Raw genomic sequence first — 12739 nt, forward strand, 5'->3', positions numbered from 1 at the left:
GGGCGCCCGGGTTTGGGGACGGGGGGGGGTGGGGTGAAGGCCCCGCGCAGCGGCCCGCACCCCACCCGCGGCCCCCACCCGCCCCCCGGCCCCCCCCGCACGTCACCACCAGCGCGGGACGACGTCTTCCCGGACCGCCGTCCCGTACCGGCCCCGGCCGGAGGCCCCCGCGGCGGTCTCCGGGCCGGGGCGCACCCGCGTCAGGGAAAGCACCCCGCGAGAAGGGACCGTCATGCTCGACCACCTCATCACCGGCGCCACCGTCGTGGACGGCACCGGCGCCCCCGCCTTCGTCGCCGACGTCGGGATCAGGGACGGGCGGATCGCCGTCGTCGCCGAGCCAGGGACCGTGCGGGAGGAGGCCCGGTCCACCGAGGACGCGACCGGGCTCGTCCTCACGCCCGGGTTCGTCGACCCGCACACCCACTACGACGCCCAGTTGTTCTGGGACCCGTACGCCACCCCCTCCATGAACCACGGCGTGACCACCGTCGCCGGCGGCAACTGCGGGTTCACGCTCGCCCCGCTGCACCCGGACCGTCCCGAGGACGCCGACTACACGCGCCGGATGATGTCGAAGGTCGAGGGCATGGCCCTCAAGGCCCTGGAGGAGGGCGTCGACTGGAGCTGGTCGTCGTTCGCCGAGTACCTCGACGCCCTGGAGGGGCGGATCGCCGTCAACGCCGGGTTCATGGTCGGCCACTGCGCCCTGCGGCGGTACGTCATGGGGGAGGCCGCCACGAGCGGCGAGGCGACCGACGAGCAGCTCGCGCGGATGGTCGCGCTGCTCAAGGAGGCGATGGAGGCCGGCGCCTGGGGCCTCTCCACCACCCAGTCCTCGACCCACTCCGACGGCGACGGCGTCCCCGTCGCCTCCCGCCACGCCGGCCCCGCCGAACTCGTCGCCCTCTCCCGGGCCGTCGGCGAGCACGAGGGCACCCAGATCGAGGCCATCCTCGCCGGCTGTCTCGACCAGTTCTCGGACGACGAGATCGAGCTGTTCGTCGAGATGACCGTCGCCGCCGGCCGCCCCCTCAACTGGAACGTCCTCACCGTCGACGCCGCCGTCCCCGAGCGCGTCCCCCGCCAGCTCACCGCATCCGAGCGCGCCCGGAAGGCCGGCGGCCGGATCGTCGCCCTCACGATGCCGATCCTGACGCCCATGAACATGTCCCTCGGGACCTTCTGCGCGCTCAACCTGATCCCCGGCTGGGGAGAGGTGCTCGGGCTCCCGGTCCCCGAGCGGATCGCGAAGCTCCGCGACCCCGGCGTCCGCGCCGAGATGCTCCGCCGCGCCGACTCCAAGGAGGCCGGCGTCTTCCGGCGCCTCGCGCACTTCGGGCGGTACGTCATCGGGGACACGTACAGCGAGGAGAACGAGGGGCTCACGGGGCGGGTCGTCGGCGACATCGCCGCCGAGCGCGGCCAGGACCCCTTCCAGACCCTCGTCGAGATCTGCGCCAACGACGGCCTCCGCACCGTCCTGTGGCCGATGCCCAGCGACAACGACCCCGCCTCGTGGGCCCTCCGCAAGGAGACCTGGGAGCACGAGGACGTCCTGCTCGGCGGCTCCGACGCGGGCGCGCACCTGGACCGGATGTGCGGGGCCCCGTACACGACCCGCTTCCTCGGCGACTGCCTGCGCGGCCGGAAGCTGGTGCCGGTCGAGCGCGCGGTGAAGATGCTGACCGACGACCCCGCCCGGCTCTTCGGGCTCCGTGAGCGCGGCCGGATCGAGGAGGGCTTCCACGCCGACCTCGTCCTCTTCGACCCCGAGCGGATCGAGGCGGGCCCGGCGACGCTCGTGCACGACCTGCCGGGCGACAGCCCGCGCCTCGACTCGCGCGCGATCGGGATCGTCTCGGTCCGGGTCAACGGGGTGGAGACGGTGAGGGACGACCAGGTGACCGGCGCGATACCCGGCAAGGTGCTGCGCTCGGGCCGCGACACGAGGACGGTGGCGACACGATGAGCGACGAGAGCGTCAGGACCGAGAAGCTGTTCATCGGCGGGCGGTGGGTCGAGCCCGACGGCGGGCACTACGAGGTGATCGACCCGGCGAGCGAGGAGCTCGTCGGGCTCGCGCCGGAGGCCTCCCGCGCCCAGGTGTACGAGGCGGCGGCCGCCGCCCGCGAGGCCTTCGCCACCTGGTCCCGTACCCGGCCGGAGGAGCGCGCCGCGATCCTCGACCGCGCCGCCGACCTCATGGCCCGCGACGCCGAGGAGAACGTCCGGCTCGCCCAGGCGGAGACGGGCGCCACCACGGGCATCGCCCGCGGCATGCAGGTCGCGATCGGCTCCTCCCGTTTCCGGCGGTACGCGCGCGGCGCGATGGAGCCGGTGGAGGAGGCCCTGCCCCCGCAGATCAACGAGGCCGGGCCCATGGGCAGGGCCGGGGTGATGGGCGCGGTGGCGGTACGGCGCCCGGTAGGCGTCGTCACCTGCATCACCTCGTACAACAACCCGTGGGCCAACCCGGCCGGCAAGATCGCCCCGGCGCTCGCGATGGGCAACACGGTCGTCGTGAAGCCCGCCCCGCAGGACCCGCTGTCCGTCTTCGCCATGACGAGGGCGCTGGAGGAGGCGGGTGTCCCGGCCGGGGTCGTCAACGTCGTCACCGGTTCCGCGCAGGCCGTGGGCGAGGCGGCCGTCGACTCCCCGGACGTCGACATGGTCTCCTTCACCGGTTCCACCGCCGTCGGCCAGGCGATCGGCGAGGTCTGCGGCCGTTCGCTCAAGCGGCAGCTGATGGAGCTGGGCGGGAAGGGCGCGGCGCTCGTCTTCGACGACGCCGACCTCGACTCGGCGACGATGGGGATCGGGACGACGTTCTCCTTCTACAGCGGCCAGATCTGTACGGCTCCGACGCGGGTCCTCGCCCAGCGCGGGATCTACGAGCAGCTGATCGAGAAGCTCACCGGCTACCTCGCGTTCATGAAGGTCGGCGACCCGGCCGAGCGGGGCACGGTGGTCGGCCCGGTGATCTCGGCGGCGCACCGCGACCGCGTGGAGGCGTACGTCGAGCTGGGGAGGAAGGAGGGGGCGCGGGTCGTCGCGGGCGGCGAGCGCCCCGACCTCGCGAAGGGGTTCTACGTGGCCCCGACGCTCCTCGCCGACTGCACCAACGAGATGCGGGTGGTGCGGGAGGAGATCTTCGGTCCCGTCGTGGTGGTCGTGCCCTTCGACGACGAGGAGGAGGGGATCGCGCTCGCCAACGACAGCGACTACGGCCTCATCGACTACGTGTGGTCGGGCGACGTGGCCCGCGCCTTCCGTGTCGCCGCCCGGCTGCGGGCGGGCGGGGTGGGCGTGAACACGATCGGACGGAACATGGAGGCGCCGTTCGGCGGGTTCAAGAAGAGCGGTGTCGGGCGGGACGTCGGCTCGTACGCGCTCCACGCGTACAGCGAGCTCCAGGCGGTCGTCTGGCCGGGGTGACGACCCTCCGGTGGCCGTCTCCTGAATCACACGGGAAATTTTCAAACCGGACATTTGGGGTGTTGCTGCGGTTCCCGCATATCGGACGCGGGCCGACCGACCTACCAGTTGGTCGGTCCCGCCCGGTCGTCGATCTTTCAATCATTGGCCATAGGGTCTTTGGACCCTTCCAATGCAAGGCGATGATCGATCATCTGAGCGGAGCGGGGTCCTCCGGATGTGGAAACCGCAGCATTTAACGTCCTGTTCATGACTCAGGTGGATGCCCGGCACCAGGCCGGAGACACGGTAAGGGGCGTCAGCGCCCCCGGCGCCGGCGCGGACGACGCGCACGGCGTGCGTACGAAGGGCCTCGGCGGGAACTCCGTCGGTCTCCTCGGCAGCGCCGTCATCGGTATCTCGACCGTCGCCCCGGTCTACTGCCTGACCTCCACGCTCGGCTCCACGGCCGGCGAGGTCGGCCTCCAGATGCCCGCCGTCTTCCTCGCGGGCTTCCTCCCGATGCTCCTCGTCGCCTTCGCGTACCGGGAGCTCAACAAGGTCATGCCCGACTGCGGCACCTCCTTCACGTGGACCGTGAAGGCCTTCGGCCCGAAGATCGGCTGGATGTGCGGCTGGGGTCTGGTGATCGCCACGATCATCGTGCTCTCCAACCTCGCCGGCGTCGCGACCTCGTACTTCTGGCTCCTCGCGGGCGAGATCACCGGCAGCGACTCCGTCGCCGCCCTGGACGACAACAAGGCCGTCCACATCATCACCTGCCTCACGCTCATCGCCGCCGCGACCGCGATCAGCTACCGCGGCATGACCGCGACCAAGAGCGTCCAGTACACCCTGGTCGGCCTCCAGCTCCTCGTCCTCGGCATCTTCGTGGCGATGGCCCTGTCGAAGGCCGGCGACTTCGAGACCTCCGTCTCCTTCTCCTGGTCCTGGATGAACCCCTTCGCGGTCCAGTCCTTCGCGGCCTTCACCGCCGGCCTCTCCCTCTCGATCTTCATGTACTGGGGCTGGGACACCTGCATGACCGCCAACGAGGAGACGGTCGGCAGCGCCAAGACGCCCGGCCGCGCCGCCCTCATCGCGATGGTCGTGCTCGTCGGCTCGTACCTCGCCACCGGCGTCGCCGCGCAGATGGTCGTCGGCTCGGGCGAGGAGGGCCTCGGCCTCGCGAACCCGGAGACCTCCGACAACGTCTTCGCCGCCCTCGCCGGCCCGGTCATGGGCCCCACGCTCGGCATCCTGCTCTTCGTCGCCGTCCTCGCCTCCGCCGCCGCGAGCCTCCAGACGACCTTCATCCCGGTCGCCCGCACGGTCCTCGCGATGTCCACCTACGAGGCGCTGCCGAAGTCCTTCACCAAGGTCCACCCGGTCTTCAAGACCCCCGGCAAGGCCACGGTCGTCGCGGGCGTCGCCACCGGCGTCTTCTACACGGTCATGACCCTGGTCAGCGAGAACGTCCTGGTCGACACGATCTACGCGCTCGGCCTGATGATCTGCTTCTACTACGCGATCACGGCCTTCGCCTGCGTCTGGTACTTCCGCGGCGAGCTCTTCCGCACCGGCCGCGACTTCGCCTACAAGGGCCTCATGCCCTTCCTCGGCGGCCTGATGCTGACCGGCGTCTTCGGCAAGACCCTCTACGACATGTGGGACCCGGCCTACGGCTCCGGCTCCTCCGTCTTCGGCGTCGGCTCGGTCTTCGTGATCGGCGTCGGCCTGCTGCTCCTGGGCTTCGTGATCATGCTGGTCATGCAGCGCAAGAGCCCGGCGTTCTTCCGCGGCGAGGTCCTCACGAAGGAGACCCCGTCCCTGGTGGTCGCCGACTGACGCCCGCGTGAGGCGTCCCTGAGTCGCGAGGGCGGCGGGCCCGTGGGGGGTCCCGTCGCCCTCGCTTTTCCGTCGTCCCGTCCGGAATCAGTGGTGGCCGGGGAGCAGCTTCTCGACGGCCGCGTTGGCGGGCGGGAGGTCGGGGGTGCCGGCGGGCTTGGCCTTGGGGGTCAGGACGCCGCTGAGCGGGACGACGGAGGGAAGGTTCATGCCGCCCGTGTCGGCGGCGGCGGTCCCGGCGGTGGCGCCGGCGGCGCCCGCGGCGGCGAAGACGGTCAGGGCGGCGGCGGTGAGGATCCTCTTCATGCCCGTCGTAACGCGGACCGCGCGGATCCGGTTACGAGCGGCGGTCCGGGGGGTCCCTAGGATGCGGGCATGATCACGTGGTCGATGCGCCCGGCACGGGCCGAGGACGTCGAGGACATCGCCGAGCTGCGCGCGGTGGTGATGAAGGACGACCTGGTCAGGCTGGGCGTCTACGACGAGCAGCAGGTCCGGCAGCGGATGCGGAACCGTTTCCGCCCCGCCCACATGCGGATCATCGAGGTCGAGGGCGACTTCGTGGGCTGCGTCGCCCTCATACCCAACGCCGACGTGCCGCTCGTCGGGCACGGCCACGAGGTCGGCGAGGGCGACGGCTACTGGCTGGAGAGCTTCTACCTGGCCCCCGGGACCCAGGGCCGCGGCCTCGGCACGGCGGTGCTCCGCACCCTCCTCGACCGGGCGGACGCGGACGGCGTCCCCGTCCGCCTCCAGTCCCTGCGGGGCAGTGCGGCGGTGCGCCTCTACGAGCGCGAGGGGTTCACGACGACATCGGTGACCGAGTACGACGTGTGGATGATCCGGCAGCCCCGGCCGCAGCCGCAGTCCCGGCCGCAGCCGCGGCCGTAGGCCCGGCGGTCGTGGCTCCGTTCCCCGCGTACCCCCGTATCGCGGGGAACGGACGCCCGCCTCAGACGAAGTAGAGGTCGTTCGGGTTGGCGTACTGCCAGCCCGTGCCGCAGTTCCTCGCCCCGGCCCAGCCCTTGCCCTGGCCCGTGTTGGGGTAGTACTGGAGCGCGTCGCCGTTCTTCTGGACGAGGTCGGCCTGGCCGTCACCGGTGATGTCCGCGAACCACACGTCGTTCGGGTCCACGTTCTCCCAGCCCGAACCGGTGTAGTGGTCGTACCCGCCCGGCCAGGGGAAGCCGCCGCCGGTGCCGTGGGTGTTGGGCGAGACGAAGAAGCTCGTGCCGGTGTGCTCGATCAGCTCGGCGTCCCCGTCCGCGTCGAGGTCGGCGAAGTGGATGCGGTTCGGGTCGTCGACGTTCAGGACACCGAGGGAGATCGCCGCGCCCCAGGAGTCGCCGCTCCCCCGGTTCGGGTAGTACTGCAGGTACGAGCCGACCTTCTGGATCAGGTCGGCCCTGTCGTCGCCGTTGATGTCCGCGAACCACACGTCGGCCGCGTTCACGCCGCTCCACCCCGACGTCCCGGTCGAGAAGGTGCCCACGTACGGCGTGCTGGTCCAGCCCGCCTCGGTGTTGTACCAGCCGCGGAAGCCGTCGCCGTACTTCTGGAGGCGGTCCTTGTAGCCGTCGCCGTCCATGTCGGCGAAGTAGACCCGGCGGCCGTCGACGCCGCCCCACCCCTGGCCGGCGTCGAAGGTCGTGCTCGCGCCCCAGGGCCAGCCCCAGGTGTGTCCGGCCGTGTTCCTGTAGGCGTAGAACCGGTCGCCGCCCTTGGCGACCATCTCGACCCGGCCGTCGCCGGTGAGGTCCGGACGGCCCGCGATGGCGGTGGCGCCCGCGACGGCCGCCCGGGCCGTCGTCGCGGTGCCGGAGACACCCAGCAGGGGTGCGGCCACGGCGACCGCGAGGATCAGGGCTCGTACGCGCTTGCCCGGTGCGTTCGTGGACGGTGCTCTCATGGGGTCCCCCCGGAGTTCTGCGTCGGAGGCGCTGACCGCGCCGGGAAGACCATCCGCCCGCGGGCGGATGGCGCGCCACGATTTCGTCACCGCTTAATCGGGACGGGACGGGGCGGGGCGCGGGCGCTACGCTGCCCGACGTGATCGAGATCCTGTTCGGACCGGACGACCTGACGCGGATCCGATTCGCCCGGTCCCCCCTGGAGGAACTGGTCCACAGCGTGCCCGTGCTCGCGGGCACGCGCCGCCTCCCGATGCACGGCCCCTGGCTCGCCATGGCCCGGCCCCGGACCACCGGCCTCGACCTCGGTGTCCTCCTCGCCCTCGCCCGGGGGCCGCGGATCGTCCCGGACTTCCTCGCGCCCTCGCCCGCGGCGATGACCGGCGACGTGGCCGACGAGCTCGACGACATCGCCGCCACGCCCGCCGACGTCGTCCGCGCCTCCCTGGAGGAGCTCCGGACCCCGCAGGGGCTGCCCGCCGAGCTCCGCCCCCTCCACGACGACCCCGGGCGGGAGCTGCCCCGGCTCGTGGACACCATGGCCGCGTACTGGCGAGCCGCCGTCGAACCGGTCTGGCCACGGCTGCGGGCCCTGTGCGACGCCGATGTGGCCCATCGGGCCCGGCAGCTGACGGTGGGCGGCCTCGACAAGGTCTTCGCGGACCTGCACCCCGAGGTCCGGTTCTCCGCGCCGAACCGACTGCTCGTGGACAAGCCGCACGACGCGGTGCGCACGCCGGCCGGCAAGGGGCTGCTGCTGGTGCCGTGCGTGTTCGCCTGGCCCCGGCTCCTGGTCCTGCACAACGAGCCCTACCAGCCCGCCCTGACGTACGCGCCGCGCGGCATCGGCCAGTTGTGGGCCGACCGGGACGACCTGGCGAGCCCGGCGGACGGAGCGCTCGTCCAGCCGCTCGGCGAGCTGATGGGGCGCAGCCGCGCGGCCCTGCTCGCGCAGCTCGACCTCCCGCTCACGACGACGCAGCTCGCTTCCTACCTCGGCGTCAGCGCCCCGGCCGTCAGCCAGCACCTCGCCGTGCTGCGACGCTGCCGCCTGGTCACCTCCGAGCGCGCCGGACGGTGGGTGCTCCACCAGCGCACCCCGCTCGCCGCCGAGCTCCTCGGGCAGCCCACGGTTCCGTGAGAAGGGCGAGGGCCAGGGCACAGGGCCCGCCGGACACTCCCTAGCCCTCCGCGATCAGGGCCGTCGCGACCGTGCGGAAGCCGAGGCGGCCGTACAGCCTCGCCACCGTCTCGTCCGTCGCCGTCAGGAACACCGTCTCCGTGCCGCGCGCGCGGGCGTCCGCCGCGAGGGCGGCCGTGACGGCGAGGCCCAGGCCGCGCCGCCGCGCCTCCGGGACCGTGCCGACGCCGACGACCTCCGTCACCGCGCCGACCGGCTGGTGCTGCCCGGCGGCCAGGGCCCGGCCCGTGGGGTCGTACGCCGCCGCGAGCCGGGTGAGACCGGCCGTCAGCCGCTCGGCGATCCGCTCGGTCGTGCCGGGCCCCGGGTCCGCGCCGAAGGCGGCGTACGGGGCGGCGACGGCGCTCTCCAGGGCCGGGTCGTCCGCCTCGACCATCCGTACGGCGAAGCCCCCGGGGGCCGGTACGGGCACGCCCTCGCCCTCCAGGACCATCAGCGGGTGCTCGTGGACGGTCAGTCCGGTCGCCTCCACCGCGGCCCGCAGCCCCGGCGTGGTCTCCGCGACCCACTCGAACGCCTCCGGCACCCCGAGCTCGCGCTGCCGGGCCCGTACGCGCTCCACGGCCTCGACCGGCACCTCGCCGGTGTGCCCGAGGGCGGGGCGGGCGTAGTACGGCCAGCCGTCGCCCGACTGGACGAAGAGGGTGAGGGGGCCGTGGGACTCGGCGCGGGCGGAGGAGCGGGGGACGGCGTCGTAGTACGCCTCGATACGGTTCAGCACGGGCACACGGTAGGTGGGCGGGCCCGGCGCCGCAGCCGGATACCGGGGTGGGTGACGTGCTCGCCGCACTCCCGTCGTACCTCTCGGAATTCCCGCCCCGACCCCCTACCGTGCCCCCATGCGGATCTCGACCACGATCTTCCTGACCGACGAGACCATCACCCCCGTGCGGCTCGCGCGCGAGCTCGAACAGCGCGGCTTCGCCGGGCTCTACCTCCCCGAGCACACCCACATCCCCGTCTCCGGCGCGACGCCCCACCCGGCGGGCGGCCCGACGCCCCGGGAGTACGGGCGGATGCTCGACCCGTACGTGGCCCTCGGCCAGGCCGCCGCCGTCACCGAGCGGCTCGGCATCGGCACCGGCGTCTCGCTGCCCGCCGAGCACGACCCGATCACCCTCGCCAAGCAGATCGCGACCCTCGACCACCTCTCCCGCGGCCGCTTCACCCTCGGCGTCGGCTACGGCTGGAACGTCGAGGAGGCCGCCGACCACGGCGTCGACTGGCCCACCCGGCGGGCCGTCACCCACGACCGCCTCGCCCTCATGCGGGCCCTGTGGGCGTCGGAGCCCACGGCGTACGACGGAGGCGCGCACGGCCGCTCCGTCAGCGCCTCGCACGCCTGGCCCAAGCCCTGGACCGGCGGCGCGCCCCGGATCCTCCTCGGCGGCGCGGCCGGGCCGAAGCTCTTCGCCCGCATCGCCGAGGGTGCCGACGGCTGGATGCCGATCGGCGGCCGGGGCCTGTCGGAGTCCCTCCCGGTGCTGCGGGAGGCCTGGGAGGCGGCCGGGCGCGATCCGAAGAGCCTCCAGGTCGTCCCGTACGCCGTCCTCCCGAACCCGGGAAAGCTCGCCCACTACGCGGAACTCGGCTGCGAGGAGGTCGTCCTCCAGCTGCCGCCGGGGGACGAACGGGAGGTCCTGGAGACCCTCGACGCGTTCGGCGCGTACCTGTGAGGGAACGACTTCGGCCGTCCCCCGGGGACCCCTCCGCACCCGGACCTACCCGCTCGTATCCTCGGTCCATGACGGATCACCAGGCAGAACGCCCCGCAGGCCCCTCCGCGGAACGTCCCACCGAGAACGCCATGCGCCGCGCCCTGAAGCGGGCGAGGGACGGCGTCGCGCTCGACGTGGGCGAGGCGGCCGTGCTGTTGCGGGCGCGCGGGGACGACCTGGCGGATCTCGTCGCGTCGGCGGGGCGGGTGCGGGACGCCGGCCTGGAGGCGGCCGGGCGGCCCGGCGTCATCACGTACTCGAAGAGCGTGTTCATACCGCTCACGCGGCTCTGCCGGGACAAGTGCCACTACTGCACCTTCGTGACCGTCCCCGGCAAGCTGCGCCGGGACGGGCACGGGATGTTCATGTCGCCCGACGAGGTGCTCGACATCGCCCGGAAGGGGGCCGCGCTCGGGTGCAAGGAGGCCCTCATCACCCTCGGCGACAAGCCCGAGGACCGGTGGCCCGAGGCCCGGGAGTGGCTCGACGCGCACGGGTACGACGACACCCTCGCGTACGTACGGGCCATGGCGATCCGCATCCTGGAGGAGACCGGCCTCCTGCCGCACCTCAACCCCGGCGTCCTGTCCTGGACCGACTTCCAGCGGCTCAAGCCCGTCGCGCCCTCCATGGGCATGATGCTGGAGACCACCGCCACCCGCCTCTGGTCCGAGCCCGGCGGCCCCCACCACGGCTCCCCGGACAAGGAACCGGCCGTCCGGCTCCGGGTCCTGGAGGACGCGGGCCGCTCCTCCGTGCCCTTCACCTCCGGGCTGCTGCTCGGCATCGGCGAGACCCTGGAGGAGCGGGCCGAGTCGCTGTTCGCGCTGCGGCGCGTGGCGCGCGCGTACCACTCGATCCAGGAACTGATCATCCAGAACTTCCGCGCCAAGCCGGACACGGCGATGCGCGGCATGCCCGACGCCGAGCTCGACGACCTCGTCGCGACCGTCGCCGTCGCCCGGCTCATCATGGGGCCCTCCGCCTGCCTCCAGGCCCCGCCGAACCTCGTCGACGCGGAGTACGAGCGGCTGATCGCCGCCGGCATCGACGACTGGGGCGGGGTCTCGCCGCTCACCATCGACCACGTCAACCCCGAGCGCCCCTGGCCGGCGATCGAGGAGCTGGCGGCGCGGTCCGCCGCCGCCGGGTTCGAGCTGCGCGAACGCCTCTGCGTCTACCCCGAGTTCGTCACCCGGGGCGAACCCTGGCTCGACCCCCGGCTCCTCCCGCACGTCCGCGCCCTCGCCGACCCGGAGACGGGCCTCGCCCGCCCCGACGCCGAGGTGAGGGGCCTGCCCTGGCAGGAGCCCGACGAGGCCTTCACCGCCGCCGGGCGGACGGACCTGCACGCGACCATCGACACCACCGGCCGGACGTCCGACCGCAGGGACGACTTCGACGAGGTGTACGGGGACTGGGAGTCGCTCCGGGAGGCCGCCGCACCCGGCATGGTGCCCGAGCGCATCGACACCGACGTCCGCGAGGCCCTCGCCGTCGCCGCCGACGACCCGACGCGGCTGACCGACGCCCAGGCGCTCGCCCTCCTGCACGCCGACGGTCCGGCCCTCGACGCCCTGACCCGTGTCGCCGACGACGTCCGCCGGGCGGCGGTCGGCGACGACGTGACGTACATCGTCACGCGGAACATCAACTTCACCAACGTCTGCTACACCGGCTGCCGTTTCTGCGCCTTCGCCCAGCGCCGCACCGACGCCGACGCCTACACCCTCTCCCTGGACCAGGTCGCCGACCGCGCCGCCCAGGCCTGGGACGTCGGCGCCGTCGAGGTCTGCATGCAGGGCGGCATCCACCCCGACCTGCCCGGCACCGCCTACTTCGACATCGCTCGGGCGGTGAAGGCCCGCGTCCCCGGCATGCACGTGCACGCCTTCTCCCCGATGGAGGTCGTCAACGGCGCCTCCCGCACCGGCCTGTCGATCCGGGAGTGGCTGACCGCCGCGAAGGAGGCCGGTCTCGACTCCATCCCGGGCACGGCCGCCGAGATCCTCGACGACGAGGTCCGCTGGGTCCTCACCAAGGGCAAGCTGCCCACCGCCACCTGGATCGAGGTCGTCACGACCGCCCACGAGCTGGGCATCCGCTCGTCCTCGACGATGATGTACGGGCACGTGGACCAGCCCCGGCACTGGCTCGGCCACTTCCGCACGCTCTCCCGCATCCAGCAGGAGACCGGTGGTTTCACGGAGTTCGTGACGCTCCCCTTCATCCACACCAACGCGCCGGTCTACCTCGCGGGCATCGCCCGCCCCGGCCCGTCGCTCCGCGACAACCGCGCCGTCATCGCCATGGCCCGGCTCCTCCTCCACCCCCACATCCCGAACATCCAGACCAGCTGGGTGAAGCTCGGAACGGAGGGCGCGGCGGAGATGCTGCGGTCCGGCGCCAACGACCTCGGCGGGACGCTGATGGAGGAGACCATCTCCCGCATGGCCGGGTCGAGTTACGGCTCGTACCGCTCCATCCGCGACCTGGAGGCGATCGCCGAGGCGGCGGGGCGGCCGGCGAAGCCGCGGACGACGCTGTACGGGGAGGTGCCGGAGGAGCGGCAGCGGGTGGCGCGCGCCTCCGACGGCCATCTGCCGGAGCTTCTCCCGGTACTCGGGGACTGAGTGCATGATGCG

At 72.9% G+C, this 12739-nt stretch carries 11 protein-coding genes; 7 read left to right on the plus strand and 4 right to left on the minus strand.

Annotation, left to right across the window (positions count from 1 at the left end):
- Positions 1-102: 102 nt before the first annotated feature.
- Entirely contained in the window at positions 103-234 is a 132-nt protein-coding gene (locus AB0G79_RS25490) for a hypothetical protein (protein ID WP_360810232.1), read from the minus strand.
- Here AB0G79_RS25490 and AB0G79_RS25495 point away from each other — a divergent pair.
- The 3 genes from AB0G79_RS25495 (at position 233) to AB0G79_RS25505 (ending at position 5265) form a co-directional block, all read left to right on the plus strand.
- A complete protein-coding gene (locus AB0G79_RS25495; protein WP_360810234.1) occupies positions 233-1972 on the plus strand; it encodes a D-aminoacylase in 1740 nt (579 codons plus the stop codon). The two genes, AB0G79_RS25490 and AB0G79_RS25495, sit on opposite strands and share 2 nt — an antisense overlap.
- The gene (locus AB0G79_RS25500) at positions 1969-3438 is read left to right on the plus strand and encodes an aldehyde dehydrogenase family protein (protein WP_360810236.1); all 1470 of its coding nucleotides are present in this window, start codon (positions 1969-1971) and stop codon (positions 3436-3438) included. Before AB0G79_RS25495 ends, AB0G79_RS25500 begins: the two co-directional genes overlap by 4 nt.
- 249 nt (positions 3439-3687) lie before the next feature.
- Complete coding sequence (locus tag AB0G79_RS25505; protein ID WP_360810238.1) at positions 3688-5265, plus strand: APC family permease; 1578 nt, start codon at positions 3688-3690, stop codon at positions 5263-5265.
- A gap of 87 nt (positions 5266-5352) precedes the next feature.
- On the opposite strand, the gene AB0G79_RS25510 is transcribed toward AB0G79_RS25505, so the two are convergent.
- Positions 5353-5571, minus strand: coding sequence for a hypothetical protein (locus tag AB0G79_RS25510; RefSeq protein WP_360810240.1), 219 nt, complete (start codon positions 5569-5571; stop codon positions 5353-5355).
- A gap of 69 nt (positions 5572-5640) precedes the next feature.
- Between AB0G79_RS25510 and AB0G79_RS25515 the strand changes: the two genes are divergently transcribed.
- A complete protein-coding gene (locus AB0G79_RS25515) occupies positions 5641-6156 on the plus strand; it encodes a GNAT family N-acetyltransferase (protein WP_360810242.1) in 516 nt (171 codons plus the stop codon).
- Between the two features lie 61 nt (positions 6157-6217).
- Here the strand turns inward: AB0G79_RS25515 and AB0G79_RS25520 are convergent, their stop codons facing one another.
- The gene (locus tag AB0G79_RS25520) at positions 6218-7174 is read right to left on the minus strand and encodes a VCBS repeat-containing protein (protein ID WP_360810244.1); all 957 of its coding nucleotides are present in this window, start codon (positions 7172-7174) and stop codon (positions 6218-6220) included.
- A gap of 140 nt (positions 7175-7314) precedes the next feature.
- Between AB0G79_RS25520 and AB0G79_RS25525 the strand changes: the two genes are divergently transcribed.
- Positions 7315-8316 carry a DUF5937 family protein gene (locus tag AB0G79_RS25525; RefSeq protein ID WP_360810246.1) on the plus strand — a complete coding sequence of 334 codons (1002 nt, stop codon included), beginning with the start codon at positions 7315-7317 and terminating at the stop codon, positions 8314-8316.
- 40 nt (positions 8317-8356) lie between these two features.
- Here the strand turns inward: AB0G79_RS25525 and AB0G79_RS25530 are convergent, their stop codons facing one another.
- Positions 8357-9097 (minus strand): GNAT family N-acetyltransferase, encoded by a 741-nt coding sequence (locus AB0G79_RS25530; RefSeq protein WP_360810248.1) that lies wholly within the window; start codon positions 9095-9097, stop codon positions 8357-8359.
- A gap of 118 nt (positions 9098-9215) precedes the next feature.
- Here AB0G79_RS25530 and AB0G79_RS25535 point away from each other — a divergent pair, with 118 nt between their 5' ends.
- Both AB0G79_RS25535 and AB0G79_RS25540 read left to right on the plus strand, forming a co-directional pair.
- Positions 9216-10052: a TIGR03619 family F420-dependent LLM class oxidoreductase gene (locus tag AB0G79_RS25535; protein WP_360810250.1), complete on the plus strand. Its 837-nt coding sequence runs from the start codon at positions 9216-9218 to the stop codon at positions 10050-10052.
- 68 nt (positions 10053-10120) lie between these two features.
- On the plus strand, positions 10121-12727 hold the full coding sequence (locus AB0G79_RS25540) for a bifunctional FO biosynthesis protein CofGH (protein ID WP_360810252.1): 2607 nt from the start codon (positions 10121-10123) through the stop codon (positions 12725-12727).
- Positions 12728-12739: the final 12 nt, after the last annotated feature.

Origin of the sequence: Streptomyces sp. NPDC020807 (assembly GCF_040641575.1) — a bacterium.
Classification (GTDB): domain Bacteria; phylum Actinomycetota; class Actinomycetes; order Streptomycetales; family Streptomycetaceae; genus Streptomyces.

Bases quoted from the DNA above. Each gene is read 5' to 3' on its own strand.
- AB0G79_RS25540 (WP_360810252.1), top strand. From the start codon at position 10,121: ATGACGGATCACCAGGCAGAACGCCCCGCAGGCCCCTCCGCGGAACGT.
- AB0G79_RS25510 (WP_360810240.1), bottom strand. From the start codon at position 5,571: ATGAAGAGGATCCTCACCGCCGCCGCCCTGACCGTCTTCGCCGCCGCG.
- AB0G79_RS25515 (WP_360810242.1), top strand. From the start codon at position 5,641: ATGATCACGTGGTCGATGCGCCCGGCACGGGCCGAGGACGTCGAGGAC.
- AB0G79_RS25490 (WP_360810232.1), bottom strand. From the start codon at position 234: ATGACGGTCCCTTCTCGCGGGGTGCTTTCCCTGACGCGGGTGCGCCCC.
- AB0G79_RS25535 (WP_360810250.1), top strand. From the start codon at position 9,216: ATGCGGATCTCGACCACGATCTTCCTGACCGACGAGACCATCACCCCC.
- AB0G79_RS25505 (WP_360810238.1), top strand. From the start codon at position 3,688: ATGACTCAGGTGGATGCCCGGCACCAGGCCGGAGACACGGTAAGGGGC.
- AB0G79_RS25495 (WP_360810234.1), top strand. From the start codon at position 233: ATGCTCGACCACCTCATCACCGGCGCCACCGTCGTGGACGGCACCGGC.
- AB0G79_RS25500 (WP_360810236.1), top strand. From the start codon at position 1,969: ATGAGCGACGAGAGCGTCAGGACCGAGAAGCTGTTCATCGGCGGGCGG.
- AB0G79_RS25520 (WP_360810244.1), bottom strand. From the start codon at position 7,174: ATGAGAGCACCGTCCACGAACGCACCGGGCAAGCGCGTACGAGCCCTG.